Below are 16,320 nucleotides of genomic sequence, written 5' to 3'. Positions count from 1 at the left end.
CGCCGCGCCGCAGAGGACCGTTCATGAGCGGCATGCTGTCAGGGTGTGCGGGGCTGCTGCAACAGGCCTCCGGAAGGAGGCGAGTCGCCCCGCGGCCGCTGCCCCGCAGGCCTGAGACCACTCGGGAAGGTCAAGGCGCTCGCGGTCCTGGACGAGGTCGTCGCAGAGCGCTAGCGACTTCTGGGTCCGAGGGCACGACGTCGGAGGAGGGCGGGCGGCAGGCGCCCACCGCTCTACGCCCGGCTCAGGCGTGGAGGGCCTGGCTGACGGTGGGGTAGCAGGGGATGACGGTATCCAGGCCCACGAGCTGGAGGACGCGTCGGACGGACTCCGTGGGGCCCGCCAGGCGCAGCCAGCCCTGACCGCTCTCCGCGGTCTGGTGGGCGACGATGAGGATGTTGATGCCGCTGGAGTCCATGAAGGTCACGGCCCGAAGGTCCAGCACGGTCCGTGGTGGTGCCTCGCCGCCGTCCGCTGCCAGGGCCTCGTGGAGCTGGTCGGCGGAGGTGTGGTCGATCTCGCCGTGGACGGTGAGTATCCGGATCCCGTCGGCGCGGGCGCGGTCGATCGACAGCCGGGCGCCGCCCCTGGAATCGTGAGTCTCTGCCACACTTCCCTCAACAGTGTTCGATGGTGCTTCGACCAGCACCTCCATCAGGGAAGGCTGCCCCGCACATGGTACCGGCGATGTACCCGGATGGTCCTGCGAGGTACACGCACGGCCTGGGTGGTACCCGCTGGGGTACACGGCGGTACTGAACGGGGCAAGGGTGACGGGTGACGGGCCAGATGGATGCAGAGGATCAGGATGAGTGCCGCGACAGCCAGGACACCGGTGCGATAGAAACGGTACTGGCTTGGGACGGTGACGGGTCTTGTCTGGCGCAGGCCCGGCGCCTGGCCGCCGACTTTCTCACCCAGACCCAGGGCGGTCACGCTCTGCCCGTACCGGTTCGGACGATCGATCTGACGCAGCTGGTGGTGAGCGAGCTGGTCACCAACGCCTGCAAGTACGCGCCCGGCCCCGTCCGGCTGCGGCTGCGCCTCACCGAGACAGCGGTGGAGGTCGCCGTGTGGGACACCCACCCCACGCTGCCGTCCGCGCGGGCCGCTGACCCGCAGCGGGTGGGTCAGCACGGCCTGGAGATCGTCAAGGCGGTCGCCCACCTCACCATGCGGTCCGAGCCGGTCGGTAAGCGGATCACCGCCCGCATCGGCTTGCGGTCCTTCCCGGAACACACCGCACCCGCATAGGCGCCGCGGCGGGCAGTCGCGCGACCGTCATGTGCCCCGGCCGACACGGCGCCGGCAAGGCCGGGCGGGCCGTCGGCGTCCGGCGCCCGAGCGGTGCGGGCCGGTCCGCCGCCGACGGCGACTCGCTTGGATCGCCTCCGCGAGGCCCGGGGCGGCCACCATGTTCCGGAGGATCAGCAGGTGCTTGCCGGTCGGTGTCGCCGCGGCGGCCAGTGACGCACGTCTGTCCGGCGTCGCGCACGTTCGGCACCACGATCACGCACGTCCGTACGGCGCCCCTACGGGGTCGCGCGGCGGGCGGACCGGCGGCGCAGCCACAGAGGGAGGGCGTACCAGGACAGCGCGAACCAGAGCATCACGCCGGTGACGAGAAGCTTCGCCATGAGGCCTGGCACGACGACGTGCAGGATCAGGAGCAGGGTGCAGCCGATGGTCACGGCCATCAGCAGCATGCCGCACATCATGAGCCGGTGCGCCACCTCCATCACCTCGTTCTTCATCCGCTGCCCCGACAGGAAGCGGTGGATGGAGACCGGGGCGATCAGGCAGGCGGTGGCCGTGGCACCCGATATCACGGTGATGACGTAGACGGCGTGGTCGAACGTGCTCAGGTCGTGGAAGAGAGGCGTGAACGCGACACTGAGCAGGAAGCCGAAGAGGATCTGCACTCCCGTCTGGGCGACGCGCGTCTCCTGCAGGATCTCGTTCCACTGGCGGTTGAGGCGCTCGCGCGGGGTTTCCGGAGTCTCGTCCGGGGACGATGCGCTCCGGTCGTCGCACGCTCCGCATTCGCCGGTCGCCGCCGCGGCCAGACCCGCCTGCTCCGTCGTCGTACTCATCTCTCTCCTCCCGTTGCTGACCGTTCATGTGCCCCTTGGAAACGACCGCACGCCGAGACTTGCGATGACGGCCCTGTCCGGGCAGCTGTGACCGGCCGGCCTGTCACCCGATACACGAGATGGCGGCCTATACACGGGATGTCGGCCGTTCCGGCGGCGAAGTGCGCCACTCGCGCCGTTCGATCAGGAAATCCGGGGTATTCGGGTGCTCACACAGTCGACCCGGCGCTTCCGGCGATGTGGCTGCCGCCGTTCGACAAGTGTGGCCATGGGTCAGCAAGGTGAGGGAGCAGAGGTGCGCAGGGCGAGAACCGGGAACGTTCCGGTGGGCGGGCGCGGCGAGTGGTGCGCCGACCACCGGGGGCGCGGTGGCGGAGAGCCGGTGCCGCGCCGTGGGAATCACGCGGAGCGGGGGCTGGAGTCGGCGTCATGGTGTATTTGACTCGCCGCGGTGTCGCAGAAGGCTTCCAGGCCCGTCAGCAGCGCGGTCCGTTTCGCCGCGGGCATCCGGTCCAGCACCGCACGCAGTTCATGTTCTCTGCGTATCCGCAGGTCGTCGAGGAAGGCGCGGCCCCGTCGGCTGAGGTACAGACGCACTTCGCGCCGGCTGGTCGCGCTGACCACGCGCTCGACGAGACCGGCGGCTTGCAGCCGGTCGCACAGCCGGCTGGTCGACGGCGGCGTGGAGGCGAGGGAGTCGGCGAGAGTGCGGAGGTTGATGCCCTCCTGGTGTTCGAGGACGAACAGTACGCGCAACTGCGAGGCGGAAGCGGGCGCGGTCGACGCACGGCCCCAGAGGACTTCCAGCAGCTCCGCTGCCGTGGAGGTCACACGAGCGACCTCGTCGGGCCGGGGGCGGGGGCGGGAAGCCGTCACTGTCACACTCTCGCAGGCGCTGGGGCACGTCCCAGCGTACTAGGTCCGGGTCGCCGGATACAGAAGTCTCCCGCGATCGGTGCGGGCCGTCGAACGGCCCAGGTGTTGAGCGAGGCCCCGTCCGGGCCCGGCAAGAGACAGGTGTTTTCTTCCTCGTGAACAGATTCGTGGCCGCTGAGCGCGCCCTGCGAACGGCGGCACCCCATGAGCTGCTCGACGCCGTCCGGCGGGTCCTGACCGAGCAGTACGCGGCAGTGTCCGTCGAGTTGTTCCTGGCCGACTACGGCCTGACCGTGCTGCAGCCGGTGTCCGTACTGCCGCACACCATGGAACCGATATCGGTGCACAACAGCGCCGCCGGCCGTGCCTTCGGCTCCCAGGAGCCCTATGCGGAATCGGTCCGTGACGACCTGGCGCGTCTGCACCTGCCGGTCACGGTGCGCGGTGACCGTCTCGGTGTGCTGTCGGTGACGCTGCCCGACGGTGAACAGGCACAGGGCAGTCTGGCCGAGCTGTCCGATGTGGCCCAAGTGCTGGCACACGAGGTCGTCGTCGCGGAACGGGACACGGACGTGTATATGCAGGCGCGGCGCAAGAACCGACTGACGCTGGCCGCGGAGATGCAGTGGCAGCTCCTTCCCGGCCGCTCCTGCGCCCGGCCGGAGTACGAGCTGGGTGCCCAACTCGAACCCGCCTACGCCATTTTCGGTGACAACTTCGACTGGTCCGCCACAGCGGACCACTTGATGCTCTATGTCACCAACGGGATGGGTGAGGGCATCGAAGCCTCCCTGCTGACGAATCTGGCTATCAGCGCCCTGCGCAACGCCCGGCGGGCCGGACTCTCCCTGGCCGACCAGGCGGCTCTCGCCGACCAGGCGGTATATGCCCACTACCGCGGCAGCAGCTATCTGTCGGTACTGATGCTCGACTTCGAGCTGGCCACCGGACGGGTGTCCGTGGTGGACGCCGGCTCACCGCGGATGCTGCGACTGCGTGACGGCGCGGTCGAACGCGTCGAACTGGAGGCACAGCTGCCGCTGGGCATGTTCGACGAGACCGACTACGGGTCCCAGGAGCTGTGTGCCGAGCCCGGTGACCGGTTGGTCTTCGTCAGCGACGGGGTCTACGGAGTCTCCTCGCCCGAGGGAGAGGCGTACGGCGACGCGGCACTGGTCCGGGCGATCCAGGCCACCCGCCTGCTGCCCGCCGCGGAGGTCCCGCGCGCCATTCTGCGGGAACTGACCGGCCACCGCGGTCAGTCCGCGTCGGACGACGACGCCCTGGTCGTCTGCCTGGACTGGTTGGGACGCTGAACGGCAGGACGGCGGGCGACCGCTCTGCCGGCCGACATCAGGGGTTGGCCGGACCGTCCTGCCGGCAGAGTGTGGACAGGATGTGAATCTTCGAACCGTTTCGCGGGCGCGCCAAGAGCCACAACCCCTTGGAGGCAGGGGTCCTGGCCCAGCGCTCGGCCGATCGAGGGGGTTGCTGGAGCATGCGGTGGTTGCACGATGCCACCGCACTGCGGGACTGTTGTCGTCAGGCATCTGTTTTCTTCGCTGAGTGAGGTGAGGGTCCACGCGTAGGGGCCCGTTGCATGACTTCTTCCCCGGCCCGCCCCCGCACCGGTGCTGCCAGCACGGCGAGTGCCGCCACCACCCCCTGTCCGGTGGTGGTCATAGGCGTGGAGGGGCACGTCGTGGAACTCAACGACGCCGCCTCAGGCCTCCTGCCGGCCGCCCGTTCCGGCCGACGGTTGCGATCCCCGTCGTGGCTTGCCGCCGCCGGCGGGACCACTCATCCCGTCTCCCTGGAGGGCGCGGTGGGCGACCGGTTCTTCTCCGCGCATCCGTCTGTCCTGGAGGGCGGCAGGACGGCGTGGTTGCTGGTGGACGAGACCGAGCGTCAGTCGCTTCTGGAGGAACTGGAAGTGGAACGCGGGCGCACGCGTTTTCTCAACGAGGCCTCCACCGCGCTGTCGGCGTCGTTGAACGTGGACCGGTGCATGGAGGTCACCGCGCGCCTGGCCACCGTGCATCTCGCGGATGCCGCGCTGGTCATCGCGCCCACCGCGAGAGGCAAGCTGCCGGTGGTCGGCTGCGACCACCGGGGTGAGATCTCACGTAGTGCCGTCGCCGAATCCCCGGAGAGCATGCCGGGCCTCAGCGAGGCCCTGCGGGGCTTCCCGCCGGTGCCGTCGAAGTGGATAGACCCAGCCGCGGCCCCGCGGTGGCTCGTACCCGAGGGGTTCGGGGCGGTCGGCTCACTGGCGGTCACACCACTCCCGGGTCACGGAGTGTCCGCGGGTGCGCTGATTCTGCTGCGCCGGGTGCAGAAGGCCGCCTTCACCGACGGGGAGGAGGTGCTGGCCGGGCTCTTCGCCGCCCGGGCCGGCGCGGCGATGTCGGCTGCCCGGCTCTACGCGGAACAGAACACGATCTCCGACACGCTCATGCGTGAACTCCTGCCGCCCACCCTGCGGCACGTGGGCGGAGTGGACTTCGCGGGCGGGTACCGGCCGAGCCAGGACAGCGAACGCGTCGGTGGTGACTTCTACGACGTTCATCCGCCCGGCGAGGATTCCCCCGAGACCCTCGCCGTGCTCGGGGACGTGGCAGGCAAAGGGCTCGAAGCCGCAGTGCTCACCGGCAAGATCCGTAACACGCTGCACGCCCTGCTCCCCATGGCCGACGACCACGGCAGGATGCTGCGGTTGCTGAACAACGCCATGCGCACCAGCCACCACACCCGCTTCGCGACCCTCGTGCTGGCCTCCGTCCGCCGCGAGGAACGCCACGTGGCGCTGAGGCTGACCTCGGCCGGTCATCCCACACCGCTGATCGTGCGCCGCGACGGGACCGTGGAGGAGGCCGACACCAATGGAACCCTGATCGGAGTCCTGCCCGCCATCACCACCCGTACCGCACACGTCAGGCTCGCGCCGGGGGACACGTGTCTCCTGTTCACCGACGGTGTCACCGAGGCCAGGGGCGGCCCCATGGGTGACGCCCTGTTCGGGGAGGAGCGCCTCCACCGCGCGGTAGCCGAGTGTGCCGGCATGCCGGCGCAGGCCGTCGTCGAGCGGATTCAGATGGTCACCTCGCAGTGGCTCGGTGGCCGGCGCCACGACGACATCGCCGTCATGGCCATCACCGCCCCACGCGGCAGCCACCTCAGTGCCGTGGACGGGACGACCCGGGGCAGGTATACGGCATGAGCACCCGTACCACCGACCTCGACGCCGGAGCCGGCGGCCCCGGCGCGACCGCCCGCCGCACCACGCTGCTCGGGGACGTGCGGACGGCACGGTGGGCTGACAGACTCTGGACCGCCGTCCAGGCGGGAGACGAGTACTCGGCCCTCGACCTCATCGACAACGCACTCGACGACGGACTCGAACCCGAGGCGGTGCTGCTGGACGTCGTCGGGGCCGTACAGCGCAGAGTCGGCACGGAGTGGGCCGCGAACCGCATGAGCGTGGCCGGCGAGCACGTCGCCACCGCCATCAACGACCGCGTCATCTCCTCCCTGCCCATCCGCCGCCCCGCCGCTCCGCGCGGTCGGATCGCGGTCGCCTGTGTGGACCAGGAGTGGCACGCGCTGCCGGCTCGCCTGTTGGCGGAAACCCTGCGGCTACGGGGCTGGCACGTCGACTATCTCGGCGCGCAGGTCCCCACGCCCCACCTGATCGGACACATCCACCGCACCGGGCCGGACGCGGTGTGCCTGTCCAGTTCCCTGCCCACCCGTCTGCCGCTGGCCCACGGTGCGATCACCGCCGTCCAGGCCGTCGGCACATCCGTCATGACCGGCGGCCTCGCCTTCGGCGCCGACGGTCGCTACGCCCGCCTGCTGGGCGCCGACGCCTGGGCACCCGACGCACGCACGGCAGCCGACAGACTCGCCGCCGGTCCCCTGCCGCAGCCGTCGCCCGCCCACCAGACGATCGACGACCTGCCACATCTGGGCGACCAGGAGTACACCATGGTCGCCGGGTCCTCCGCCCGCCTGGTCCGCGACACCTTCCACCGCCTGGAACAGCGCTACCCGACGATGAAGGGCTACGACGACGAACAGCGGGAACGCACCGCCGAGGACATCGCCCACATCGTCGACTTCCTGACCGCGGCCCTGTACGTCGACGCCTCCGAGATCTTTACCGAATTCCTCACCTGGACCGCCGACGTCCTCACCGCCCGAGGAGTGCCCGCGCGGTCTCTCGTGCCCGGCCTGGATCTGCTGGAGGAGCAACTGCGGGACTTTCCGCGCGCCCGTGCTCTCATCGGAACCGGACGCGACGTGCTGACCGACAGCCCCCGACCCCGACACGCTGGATGAACACCGTGACCACCTCTCCGGACGCAGATCCCACGGCGGCTTCGCCGTCCGCCGGCCCGCACACCGTGCGCCTGGCCCTCACCGGCGACCTGGACTACGACACCTGCGGCGAACTGCTCCAGGAAGTGCGGCTGGTCCTGGGCGGACGCGAGGACGTCGAACACCTGCGTCTGGATTGCCGAGACCTCGAGGTGGTGGATTCCATGGGGTTGTCGACGCTCCTTCAGATCCATCGTTCCGCCTGCCAGGACGGCATCGGCTTCCACCTGGACAACATAGGCCCGTCGTTGAAGCGCCTGCTCGAGATCACGGGCACCGGCGAGTACCTGCTCGACTCGCAGGGCGGCGCGACAGCGCCGAACGATGGACGACACCCCTGAGTCCCGGGAAAGCCACTACCACGCGAACTCGTCGATCGCTCCGCCGTAGCGCTCCGGCGACAGCACACACGCCTGGTACTCGTCCAGGTGACCCGACCGTCGGATCGACGTCGTCGGATTCCAGAATCCCGTATCCGTCGGCGTCGGACAGCATCGACGGAAGCTTCCGGCGACGGCTCGCCGGTGCCGACGTCGCGATCGAGCATGCGCGTCGGGGAGGGCGGCTCGGGCACGGAATGAGACGGGGGACCGAAGGGTGTGCGGAGCATGGCGTAGACCTCTCGACGCGGGGCACCTGATGTTCTGCTTGACGTCCCCGGTGTCGAACGGCGGGCTGTCGAGCGAATTGGAGACAGACGGGCCATTCCCGTGCGGCGCGGTCGGCCGTCCATCGGGAAGGGCTTGCGAGGGGAGAGGCATCACCATGATCCTTCCGGCGGAGCAGGAACTGCGCGCGGCGCTGGCCCGGTTCGCTCAGGCGCGCATCGAACACGATGTGCGTCCGACCGGCTGCACCAGCAGGACGCTCGAGGACGCCACGTACACGCTGTGCGTGATGACCGGGGCCCGTACCGCCGAGCAGGCACTGCTCACAGCGGACACCCTGCTCGAGCGGTACGCGGACCGTACGGGTGTCTCCCGCGAGGACGAGACACTGGCCGCGTAGGCGTCGGTCGGCCGCGATGAGCCCTCTGGCGGCTGCCGGCGTCGTGGGCCACGCGGCCCCGCACGGATGCGGACACAACGGTGAGCGCGGCGACCGGAAATATCGCGTCACGCACCCGGCCCGAACCGTCAGGGCGTCTTCGGCCGCCGCGGTGCTTCCGCGGCGGTCGGCGTACTGTTCGGTGGCCGACCGCGACGCCGTCACGGGTCTTCCCCGCGTCGCCCTGGCCACCCCGACGACGCCGGGAAAGGGTGCCCGCTCAGTCGTTGGGACAGCTGCCACAGCCGCGCGACGCAACGGTCGTCATGCGCCCGCCGTGCGGCCCGCACGTGCACCGGGGAACCGGACCATTCCCAGCGGCCGCCCGGGCCGAAGAATTCCCCGCCGGTGACGTGGGGGTCGCTCGCGGCTCTCAGGAGTGGCCAGGCCGCCTGATCCGGACTGTGCCATCGTGCCTGCATCCACTCCAGCAGCCGCGCCTCACACCGGCGGCCGTCTGCGTGCAGGGCCCGGGAGCCCAAAGTCGTGTCGACCAGGCCGGGATGGGCGCTGACCGCGCGCAGCGGCAGCTCGCGGGTCTGCGCCCACCGCGTGAGTCCGCGAGTGAACAGCAGGTTCGCCAGCTTCGAGTCGAAGTAGGCCGGCCACCGGTAGTAGCGCCGGGGCGCGTGTGGACGGGCGGCACGGCATCGACCCAGCCAATGGAGCACGGAAGAGACGGTCACCACCCGGGGCCGGGGCGCGCTCAGCAGGGCGGGCAGCAGATGGCCGGTCAGGGCGAAATGACCGAGGTGATTCACGGCGAAGTGCATCTCGAAGCCGGCCGGTGAACGGGTGTGCGGCAGCGCGGCCACTCCGGCGTTGTTGACCAGCAGGTCCAGCCGTCCGCCCACGAGCCGCGTGATCCGCTCAGCGGCCCCGCGAACCTGGTCCAGCCGGGCCAGGTCGCACACGACGCTCTCCACCTGGGCTCTCACGAGGCGGCGCCGCATCGCGTCGGCCGACGCGGTCCCCAGCGAGGAGGAGGGACAGAGAATGATCACGTGCGCCCCGCGGCGGGCCAGGTGTTCGGCTGCCGCGGCGCCGATGCCGCGGGACGAACCCGTGACCACTGCCACCTGTCCGGAGAGGTCCGGTAGCTGAGCGGGAGTCCACGAGCCACGCCCCGCCCGCCAGCGCCGCCACGGACCGGGCGGGCACGCGCCATCTCGTCCTGTCACGCCGACGTGCACCTCTTCGCTGTCGCCCACGCCAAGTGCAACGACCGTCCGCCCCGGCAAGGAACGGCTCCCGCTCACCGGTCGAGGAACGATCCGAGTCCCACGGGCTGGCTCTGCCCCCGCACGGGCGCCGGGCCGCCTGATCACACGGTGCCGTGCCGTGTGCGCCTTGAGTCGGCTCGCGGGTGCGGGGTGGCTGGTGAAGGGGTGGTGACGGAACGGCCGTAGTGCCGGGTGCGTAGGCAGAAGATGAGCACGGCGAGAAGGCCGGTGGCTGCGAACCAGGGGAGCGCCCGGGCCGCGCAGGTGAGGGCGCTCGCGTGCGTGAAGGAGGCGGCCAGGGCTGACTGCGCGGGCCCGTACAGCGGCAGGACACCGAGCCATGCCTGGTCCCCGGCCGGGTTGGAGACCGGGCTTTGCATGCCGACATCGATCAGCGTGGCCATCACCACGACGAAGAATCCCTCCAGTTCGCCCCGCAGCAGGTATCCGGTCATGACGCCCAGCCCTCCGTAGGCCAGGATCGCGGCCGCGACGGCGGCGGCGACCGTACCGGGCTGGGTCAGCGGCCAGGACATCCACAGCAGACCGGTGGTGTAGCAGGTGAGCAGTACCGTGACGACGAGGAGCGCGACGAACCTGGCGGTCAGCAGCTGCAGTCGGGGATAGCCGGCCAGCACCAGGCGCAGGTCGATGTCCCGGGCGCTGAAGGTGGCCATGAACATCATGAAACCGGCGATCACAGTGACGGCGTGCAGAGCACTGGAGACCTGGATGGCGCGGTTCATCGTGGCGGTGATCTCGATGCCCAGTGTGCTGCTGAAGGTGATGTCCTTGTCCAGGGCCGTCCCGCGGACCAGGTAGATCCAGGTCGGGATGAAGAAGGCGATCATGCCCATGGCGAGGCGGTTGCGCAGGTGCCCGGTCAGCGTGAACCCGAGAGCCACCGTGAAGGCGGTCCACTGATGTCTCATCGTGACGTTTCCTCCTGATGCAGGCGGCCGTCGCGCAGATGGTGGACGGTGTCGAAGTGCCGCAGATCGTGCAGCAGATGCGATACCACCACCACCGAACGCCCGCGGCTGCGCAGCCGGTCCGCCAACTGCCAGAAGCGCTGGTGCGTGTCCCAGTCGAAGCCCTGGTAGGGCTCGTCGAGCACCAGGAGCGGCGGATCGTGCATCAGTGCCAGGGTCAGGTTGAGCTTCTGCCGGGTCCCGCCGCTGAGTTCACTCGCTCGGGTTCGCCGTTCCGTGCCGAAGCCGAGCAGGTCCACCAGCTCCCAGGCCGTGTCCAACCGGGGCAGCCGGTAGGCGACCTGGAACAGCCGCAGATGCTGGGCAACGGTGAGGGTGTCGTTGACCACGGCCCGCTGTGGGCAGTAGCCCAGCGCGCTGAAACGCCGCACGGCGCCCCGATCCGGCACGAGCTGCCCCACCGCGATACCCAGGAGCGTGCTCTTGCCCGCGCCGTTCTCGCCCACCACCCCGGCGAGCATGCCGGCCGACACGGAGAAGTCGGCGCCGCGCAGCACTGTCCGTCTGCCGTACGACTTGTACACGGCTGTCAGCTGCAACCGCACGTCCGATGTCATCGCTCCCCATCTCCCGCCGCCCACCGCACGAGGCACGTTCGCTCAAGCCAACGGGAGAGGCGGCGTACGGACACGCGTGGTCGGCGCATGCGACGGACAGTCACCGGCCCGGCCGGCCCGTGGCCGCATCCGCCGGGTGACTCGACGCCCGGGCGCCCTGCCGCGGACTCGTACAGGGCGGACCGAACTCGCGGCCCCCGGACGTGCACTTCGGAAGGGTTGTCTCGTTCACCCCTCGTGGCGATGATCATCCTGAGCACCGACCGAACCGGACTGGCGCGGTCCCTGAGTCGGTACTTCTCTCCTCCTGTCCTGCCGGTGATTGCCGGCAGCGCGGTGAGCTGGCACAACACCTGGCCCCGCTACGACGGCCTGCTGTGGGGCCTGTGCGGCAGCGGCTCCTGGGCGCTGCTGTGTGTGGCTGTGACCTTCGCAGGCACCCGCCTGGGGTGGTGGCACGCCCATGTCCCGTCCCGGCGCAGACCTCGACTGGCCCTGCTGAGCGTGAGTGTCGTCGCCGCGGCGGCGGTATGGCTGCTCTGCGAACGACTGGGGGCTCCGGCCTCGTTGCTGGGGCTGGGGAGCACCGCGCCGTGGCTGGCCGCCCTCCTGCTCGCCTGCACCTGGGTGAGCAACGTCTCCCTGCACACGAGCGCGGCGACCGCGAGCGTCACGCTCCACGCCCTGGAGCTGGGCCCGGCATGGACCCTGCTGTACCCGCTCGCCGGGGCGGTCGGCTGGTCCCGCCTGCATCTGCGGGCCCACACCCCCAGGCAAGTGCTCGCGGGCGCCGTACTGGGAACGGTATGCGTCGCGCTGATCTCTTCCAGCCGTTGACTGTGCCGGGCGGTCGGTGGCCGACAACCGAGACGTCGGGAACCGACCGGATAGGGACCGGGCGGGTCGGACGGGTCGGGCGTGGTCGGCTCCGGTGCCGGGCGTGCCCCCTTCCGCCGAAGCCGTACGTCAGTCCTTGCCGACGACGACCACCTGGTCCTCGACCGCCCAGCGGCGCCGCTCACCCTTGGGCGGATTGATCCGCACGCCGTAGCCGGGACTCGTGGACGCGTCGTCGTGGCTTCGGTAACCGATGGCGCATTCACCGCGATCGCGTGCCGCCGCCACGACTGTGGCGAAGGCCGTCTCACTCCCCGGCAGCACGTAGTCGGTGGCCGGTCGCAGGCGCACCCCGCTGCCCTCGGCGGAGAACAGTTTCTCGAACACCGCGGCCAGGTGCCGGTTCTGGGAGATCTGCGCCAGGAGCAGGCCGATGAGCTTGCCGCTGATGATCACGTCGGCTCCGGGGCTGAGGGGGGCCAGCGCCCGGTTTCGGTCGTCGATCAGTTCGGTGATGACCGGCAGTTCGCGTCCGGTGGCTTCTTCCAGCCGGCGCAGAAGCAGGAGGGTGACGAGTGTGCGGTTGTCGGGATCATCGGGCGGTTGTCCGGGAAGCGGATCCCGACCGAGCACGATCACACTGTCGTAGGAGTGAACGTCCAGACGCCGCAGGGTCTCGGGGCGGGTGACGTCTCCGTGGTGCAGTGTCAGGCTCAGGTCCGTCCCGCTGTGGGCGTCGACCTCGCTCACCTGCCGGAATGTCGCCTCCCCCCGGTCCGCCACCACGACGACGGTTGATCCGGGCCGGGCGCGGCGGTGCAACTGGTCGACCATGAGCGGCGCCCTGCGATTCCAGCCCAGCAGGAGAATCCGCTCCGCTCGGGCGGGTGCCGAAGGGCCGGAGGCCATCGACGACTTCTCGACCAGATCCGCGCAGTCGTCCAGCCAGACCGTGTCGTCGTCGCGGGAGATGACGACGAGCAGGTCGTCCGGAGCGATGGGCGTGTCCGGCGGCGGGTTCAGCAGCGGAGTGCCACCTCGCATCAGCCCGACGACGCTCGACATCGAGTAGGACAGCAGCGCGTCGGCGAACCGGCGTCCGGTCAAGGCCGGTTCGCTGGTCAGGTAGAACTCGTCGCCGGCGAAGTCGAGAAGTTCCTGGTGGACGAGGGAGGTCCCGGGGCGGCGAGCGGCCTGGACGAGCAGCCGGGCGGTTACGGTGTCGCTCTCCAGCACGATGCCACCAGGGCCGGCGGCGAGAGAGGCGGCCAGGCGGTACCGGTCGTCCCGGACTGCGGCGACGACGGGCGGCCGGTCTCCCTCCCCGGCCAGCGCGGCCCTGAGCGCCAACAGCGTCTTCACCACCTCGGCGTCGGCGTCGGGCTCGTCATGGGGCAGGATCAGCACGACACCGGCCGTGGCCGGGCTGGTCAGGGGGAGCACGGCCGGGTCGGTGGTGGGGCCGCTGCGACAGATCAGCCGCGTACGGCCGAAAGAGCCCACCTTCGTGCTCAAGGCCTCTTCCATGACGGTCTTGTCCCGGTCGGCCAGCACCACAACCGCCGCGCGTCGCTGGTTGGCGTTGGCGGCCACCAGCTCGCTCACCACCGTGAAGACCTGTTCCGACCACCCCAGGACCACCGCGTGCCCCTGCTCGAGCACGGTGGAGCGGCCCCGCCGCAACGCGGTGAGCCGCTCCGTGAGCGCCGTCGTGATCAGGCCGACCAGCGTGGAGACGTACAGCAGAGTGACCAGTGCGAGCAGGACCGACATCGTCGCCTGCAGCGGCGTGCCCGTCGCACCGCCCAGCCGCAGTGTCTCCCCGGTGAGGCGCCACACCTCCGACAGCCGGCCCGCCAGGGTCGCCGGGACATCAGGGTCGGTCCACACCAGCACCGCACTGGCCGGCACGACAACGGCCAGGCACAGCAGGGCCATCCAGCCGACGAGAGCGGCGGCACCGCGGGTCAGCGTGCTGTCGAACCAGTAACGGGCTCTGTCACCGAACGGAGTGCGCCGCTGCGCCACCCTTCCCCCTCCATCGCCTCGCGCTCTCGCGAAGCCGCGTCCGCACCGCAGGGCGATGCACCGCGCAGGCCCGCGGAGAGCACGGATGTGGACACGCATGTCGCAGTGTGTGGGACCGATCTTCGCGGCGTTCGGAGTTCGATCAACGTTCATCCCTTCGGGGACACCGAGCCGTTCACGGCGGCGGACCTGCGGTGACGTCAGGACCGGCGCGCCCTTCGCTCCTTCGAGTCAACGGCTGAGCGAAGGGCGGGCACCCGACCGCTGACGCCGGTACAAAGACCGCCATGACTGAAGATCACACGGCGGTGCGTTCCGATGGCGGTCTGACGCGGAGGAGCTTCGCGACGGTGGCCGGCGCGGCCACGGTGGCCACCGCCCTCACCGGCGGTGTCGCCACGGCGCTGCCCGCACCGGCCGCTCCGAGCGACAGCCGCGACACCGACTCCGAGCGGTGTCTCACCGTCGCTCGCGCACTGCTGGTACTGGACTCCGACGACCGTCCCCTCGTGCCGGGTTACCGACGCGTCCTGCGGAAGGGCCTGCCGGCTCAGCGACGGACACGACCCAAGAACGTCCTGGTCATCGGTGCCGGGCCGGCCGGTCTGGTCACCGCCTGGCTGCTGAAGAGGGCTGGTCACCGTGTGACGGTGCTGGAGGCCAACGGCAACCGGGCGGGCGGACGCGTCAAGACCTTCCGCGGCGGCGGCCACGAGCGCGCCGAGCAGCCTTTCGCCGATCCCCGCCAGTACGCCGAGGCGGGTGCCATGCGCATCCCGGGCAGCCATCCTCTGGTGATGGAGCTGATCGACCAGTTCGGCCTGAAGAAGCGGCGCTTCCACTACGTCGACGTCGACAGTGAGGGACGTCCCGCCAACCGCACCTGGATCCACGTCAACGGCATCCGCGTGCGGCGCGCCGAGTACGCCCGCGCGCCCCGGCGCGTGAACCGGTCGTTCGGCGTTCCCAAGGCCCACTGGGACACCCCTGCCGCCGCCATCCTGAGCTCCGCGCTGGACCCGGTGCGCGACGAGTTCAGTTACGTCGACCGCGACGGCAAACGGGTCGACAAGGCGCTCCCGGAGCGGCTGAAGGGCTGGGCACGCGTGGTGGAGCGGTTCGGTGACTGGTCGATGTTCCGCTTCCTCACCGAGCACGCCGACCTCGACGAACGGACCATCGACCTGATCGGCACCCTGGAGAACCTCACCTCACGCCTGCCGCTGTCCTTCATCCACAGCTTCATCGGTTCCTCCCTCATCAGTCCCGACACGCCCTTCTACGAACTGGAGGGCGGCACGGCCGTACTGCCGGACGCGCTGCTGGAACGCGTACGCGAGGAGGTGCGCTTCGACCGCCGGGTCACGCGTATCCAGTACCACCACCCCGACCGCCCCGCCCCGGATGCCGAGCATGTCCGGAGCAAGGGCCCGCACGTGTGGGTGGACACCGTGTCAGAGGGCCGCGACGGCCCCGTCGTGCGGGAACAGTTCACCGCGGACGTCGCCGTGGTCACGGTGCCGTTCTCCGGGCTGCGCCACGTACAGATCGACCCGCCCATGTCGTACCGGAAGCGCCGGGCGGTCTGCGAACTGCACTACGACTGCGCGACCAAGGTGCTGCTGGAGTTCAGCCGCCGCTGGTGGGAGTTCGACGAGGCCGACTGGAAGCGGGAGCTGCGCGCCATCGACCCGGGTCTGTACGACGCCTACCGCACCGGCCGGGCCGCCGCGGACGGCAGCCTGCTCGGGGCGCATCCCTCCGTGCCCGACGGGCACATCACAGCGGGTCAGCGCACCCACTACGCCGCCAACCGCGCGGTCGCCCGGGATCAGCCGGAGGCAGCCGACGTCGTGGGGGGCGGCTCGGTCTCGGACAACGCCAACCGGTTCATGTTCAACCCCTCCCATCCGGTCGCGGGCAGCGCGGGGGGTGTGATCCTGGCCAGCTACAGCTGGGCGGACGACGCGCTGCGATGGGACTCCCTGGACGACGAGGCGCGGTACCCGCACGCTCTGTGCGGCCTCCAGCAGGTCTACGGCCAGCGCATCGAGGTCTTCTACACCGGCGCGGGCCGCACGCAGAGCTGGCTGCGCGACCCCTACGCCTACGGGGAGGCGTCCGTTCTCCTGCCCGGTCAGCACACGGAGCTGCTGCCCTCCATCCCCGCGGCCGAAGGGCCGTTGCACTTCGCCGGAGACCACACGTCCGTCAAACCGGCGTGGATCGAGGGAGCGGTGGAGTCCGCCGTGCGCACCGCTCTGGAGATCCACACCGAGTGAGCCGA

15 protein-coding genes are annotated in these 16,320 nt (G+C 70.3%); 8 read left to right on the top strand and 7 right to left on the bottom strand.

Annotated features, from left to right (window positions below):
• Nucleotides 1-244: 244 nt before the first annotated feature.
• Nucleotides 245-610 (bottom strand): STAS domain-containing protein, encoded by a 366-nt coding sequence (locus ACIQ6R_RS27945; protein ID WP_404184832.1) that lies wholly within the window; start codon nt 608-610, stop codon nt 245-247.
• 179 nt (nt 611-789) lie between these two features.
• Between ACIQ6R_RS27945 and ACIQ6R_RS27940 the strand changes: the two genes are divergently transcribed.
• Nucleotides 790-1,254, top strand: coding sequence for an ATP-binding protein (locus tag ACIQ6R_RS27940; protein ID WP_404224219.1), 465 nt, complete (start codon nt 790-792; stop codon nt 1,252-1,254).
• Between the two features lie 278 nt (nt 1,255-1,532).
• On the opposite strand, the gene ACIQ6R_RS27935 is transcribed toward ACIQ6R_RS27940, so the two are convergent.
• Together ACIQ6R_RS27935 and ACIQ6R_RS27930 are read right to left on the bottom strand one after the other, a co-directional pair.
• The gene (locus ACIQ6R_RS27935; RefSeq protein WP_404224217.1) at nt 1,533-2,093 is read right to left on the bottom strand and encodes a DUF6328 family protein; all 561 of its coding nucleotides are present in this window, start codon (nt 2,091-2,093) and stop codon (nt 1,533-1,535) included.
• A 399-nt stretch (nt 2,094-2,492) separates the two neighbouring features.
• A complete protein-coding gene (locus ACIQ6R_RS27930) occupies nt 2,493-2,975 on the bottom strand; it encodes a MarR family winged helix-turn-helix transcriptional regulator (protein WP_404224215.1) in 483 nt (160 codons plus the stop codon).
• Between the two features lie 149 nt (nt 2,976-3,124).
• Between ACIQ6R_RS27930 and ACIQ6R_RS27925 the strand changes: the two genes are divergently transcribed.
• The 5 genes from ACIQ6R_RS27925 to ACIQ6R_RS27905 all read left to right on the top strand — a co-directional run bounded on the left by ACIQ6R_RS27925 (nt 3,125) and on the right by ACIQ6R_RS27905 (nt 8,357).
• Entirely contained in the window at nt 3,125-4,285 is a 1,161-nt protein-coding gene (locus ACIQ6R_RS27925) for a PP2C family protein-serine/threonine phosphatase (protein ID WP_404224214.1), read from the top strand.
• A 284-nt stretch (nt 4,286-4,569) separates the two neighbouring features.
• Complete coding sequence (locus ACIQ6R_RS27920; RefSeq protein WP_404224212.1) at nt 4,570-6,189, top strand: SpoIIE family protein phosphatase; 1,620 nt, start codon at nt 4,570-4,572, stop codon at nt 6,187-6,189.
• The gene (locus tag ACIQ6R_RS27915) at nt 6,186-7,310 is read left to right on the top strand and encodes a B12-binding domain-containing protein (RefSeq protein ID WP_404224210.1); all 1,125 of its coding nucleotides are present in this window, start codon (nt 6,186-6,188) and stop codon (nt 7,308-7,310) included. Before ACIQ6R_RS27920 ends, ACIQ6R_RS27915 begins: the two co-directional genes overlap by 4 nt.
• Nucleotides 7,307-7,690, top strand: a complete 384-nt coding sequence (locus ACIQ6R_RS27910; RefSeq protein WP_404184853.1) for an STAS domain-containing protein — start codon at nt 7,307-7,309, stop codon at nt 7,688-7,690. The genes ACIQ6R_RS27915 and ACIQ6R_RS27910 overlap by 4 nt, the downstream gene beginning before the upstream one ends.
• A 424-nt stretch (nt 7,691-8,114) precedes the next feature.
• The gene (locus tag ACIQ6R_RS27905; protein WP_404224208.1) at nt 8,115-8,357 is read left to right on the top strand and encodes a DUF5133 domain-containing protein; all 243 of its coding nucleotides are present in this window, start codon (nt 8,115-8,117) and stop codon (nt 8,355-8,357) included.
• A 200-nt stretch (nt 8,358-8,557) separates the two neighbouring features.
• Here ACIQ6R_RS27905 and ACIQ6R_RS27900 read toward each other — a convergent pair whose 3' ends face one another.
• From ACIQ6R_RS27900 to ACIQ6R_RS27890, 3 genes are all read right to left on the bottom strand, one after another.
• Nucleotides 8,558-9,475 carry an SDR family NAD(P)-dependent oxidoreductase gene (locus ACIQ6R_RS27900; protein ID WP_404224206.1) on the bottom strand — a complete coding sequence of 306 codons (918 nt, stop codon included), beginning with the start codon at nt 9,473-9,475 and terminating at the stop codon, nt 8,558-8,560.
• Nucleotides 9,476-9,720: 245 nt separating this feature from the next.
• Nucleotides 9,721-10,551, bottom strand: coding sequence for a hypothetical protein (locus ACIQ6R_RS27895; RefSeq protein ID WP_404224205.1), 831 nt, complete (start codon nt 10,549-10,551; stop codon nt 9,721-9,723).
• On the bottom strand, nt 10,548-11,168 hold the full coding sequence (locus tag ACIQ6R_RS27890) for an ATP-binding cassette domain-containing protein (RefSeq protein WP_404224203.1): 621 nt from the start codon (nt 11,166-11,168) through the stop codon (nt 10,548-10,550). The genes ACIQ6R_RS27895 and ACIQ6R_RS27890 overlap by 4 nt, the downstream gene beginning before the upstream one ends.
• A 318-nt stretch (nt 11,169-11,486) precedes the next feature.
• Here ACIQ6R_RS27890 and ACIQ6R_RS27885 point away from each other — a divergent pair, with 318 nt between their 5' ends.
• A complete protein-coding gene (locus tag ACIQ6R_RS27885; RefSeq protein ID WP_404224201.1) occupies nt 11,487-12,005 on the top strand; it encodes a phosphatase PAP2 family protein in 519 nt (172 codons plus the stop codon).
• 129 nt (nt 12,006-12,134) lie between these two features.
• On the opposite strand, the gene ACIQ6R_RS27880 is transcribed toward ACIQ6R_RS27885, so the two are convergent.
• Nucleotides 12,135-14,033, bottom strand: a complete 1,899-nt coding sequence (locus ACIQ6R_RS27880) for an NAD-binding lipoprotein (RefSeq protein ID WP_404224199.1) — start codon at nt 14,031-14,033, stop codon at nt 12,135-12,137.
• A 287-nt stretch (nt 14,034-14,320) separates the two neighbouring features.
• Here ACIQ6R_RS27880 and ACIQ6R_RS27875 point away from each other — a divergent pair, with 287 nt between their 5' ends.
• Entirely contained in the window at nt 14,321-16,315 is a 1,995-nt protein-coding gene (locus ACIQ6R_RS27875; RefSeq protein ID WP_404224197.1) for a flavin monoamine oxidase family protein, read from the top strand.
• Nucleotides 16,316-16,320 lie beyond the last annotated feature (5 nt).

The organism is Streptomyces sp. NPDC096048 (assembly GCF_044763415.1).
In the GTDB taxonomy this organism is placed as follows: Bacteria; Actinomycetota; Actinomycetes; order Streptomycetales; family Streptomycetaceae; genus Streptomyces.
Note: the sequence above shows the minus strand (reverse complement) of the source record. Positions and strands in the feature narration are given on the sequence as shown.

Bases quoted from the DNA above. Each gene is read 5' to 3' on its own strand.
- ACIQ6R_RS27940 (WP_404224219.1), top strand. From the start codon at position 790: ATGGATGCAGAGGATCAGGATGAGTGCCGCGACAGCCAGGACACCGGT.
- ACIQ6R_RS27935 (WP_404224217.1), bottom strand. From the start codon at position 2,093: ATGAGTACGACGACGGAGCAGGCGGGTCTGGCCGCGGCGGCGACCGGC.
- ACIQ6R_RS27920 (WP_404224212.1), top strand. From the start codon at position 4,570: ATGACTTCTTCCCCGGCCCGCCCCCGCACCGGTGCTGCCAGCACGGCG.
- ACIQ6R_RS27915 (WP_404224210.1), top strand. From the start codon at position 6,186: ATGAGCACCCGTACCACCGACCTCGACGCCGGAGCCGGCGGCCCCGGC.
- ACIQ6R_RS27910 (WP_404184853.1), top strand. From the start codon at position 7,307: ATGAACACCGTGACCACCTCTCCGGACGCAGATCCCACGGCGGCTTCG.
- ACIQ6R_RS27905 (WP_404224208.1), top strand. From the start codon at position 8,115: ATGATCCTTCCGGCGGAGCAGGAACTGCGCGCGGCGCTGGCCCGGTTC.
- ACIQ6R_RS27895 (WP_404224205.1), bottom strand. From the start codon at position 10,551: ATGAGACATCAGTGGACCGCCTTCACGGTGGCTCTCGGGTTCACGCTG.
- ACIQ6R_RS27890 (WP_404224203.1), bottom strand. From the start codon at position 11,168: ATGACATCGGACGTGCGGTTGCAGCTGACAGCCGTGTACAAGTCGTAC.
- ACIQ6R_RS27875 (WP_404224197.1), top strand. From the start codon at position 14,321: ATGACTGAAGATCACACGGCGGTGCGTTCCGATGGCGGTCTGACGCGG.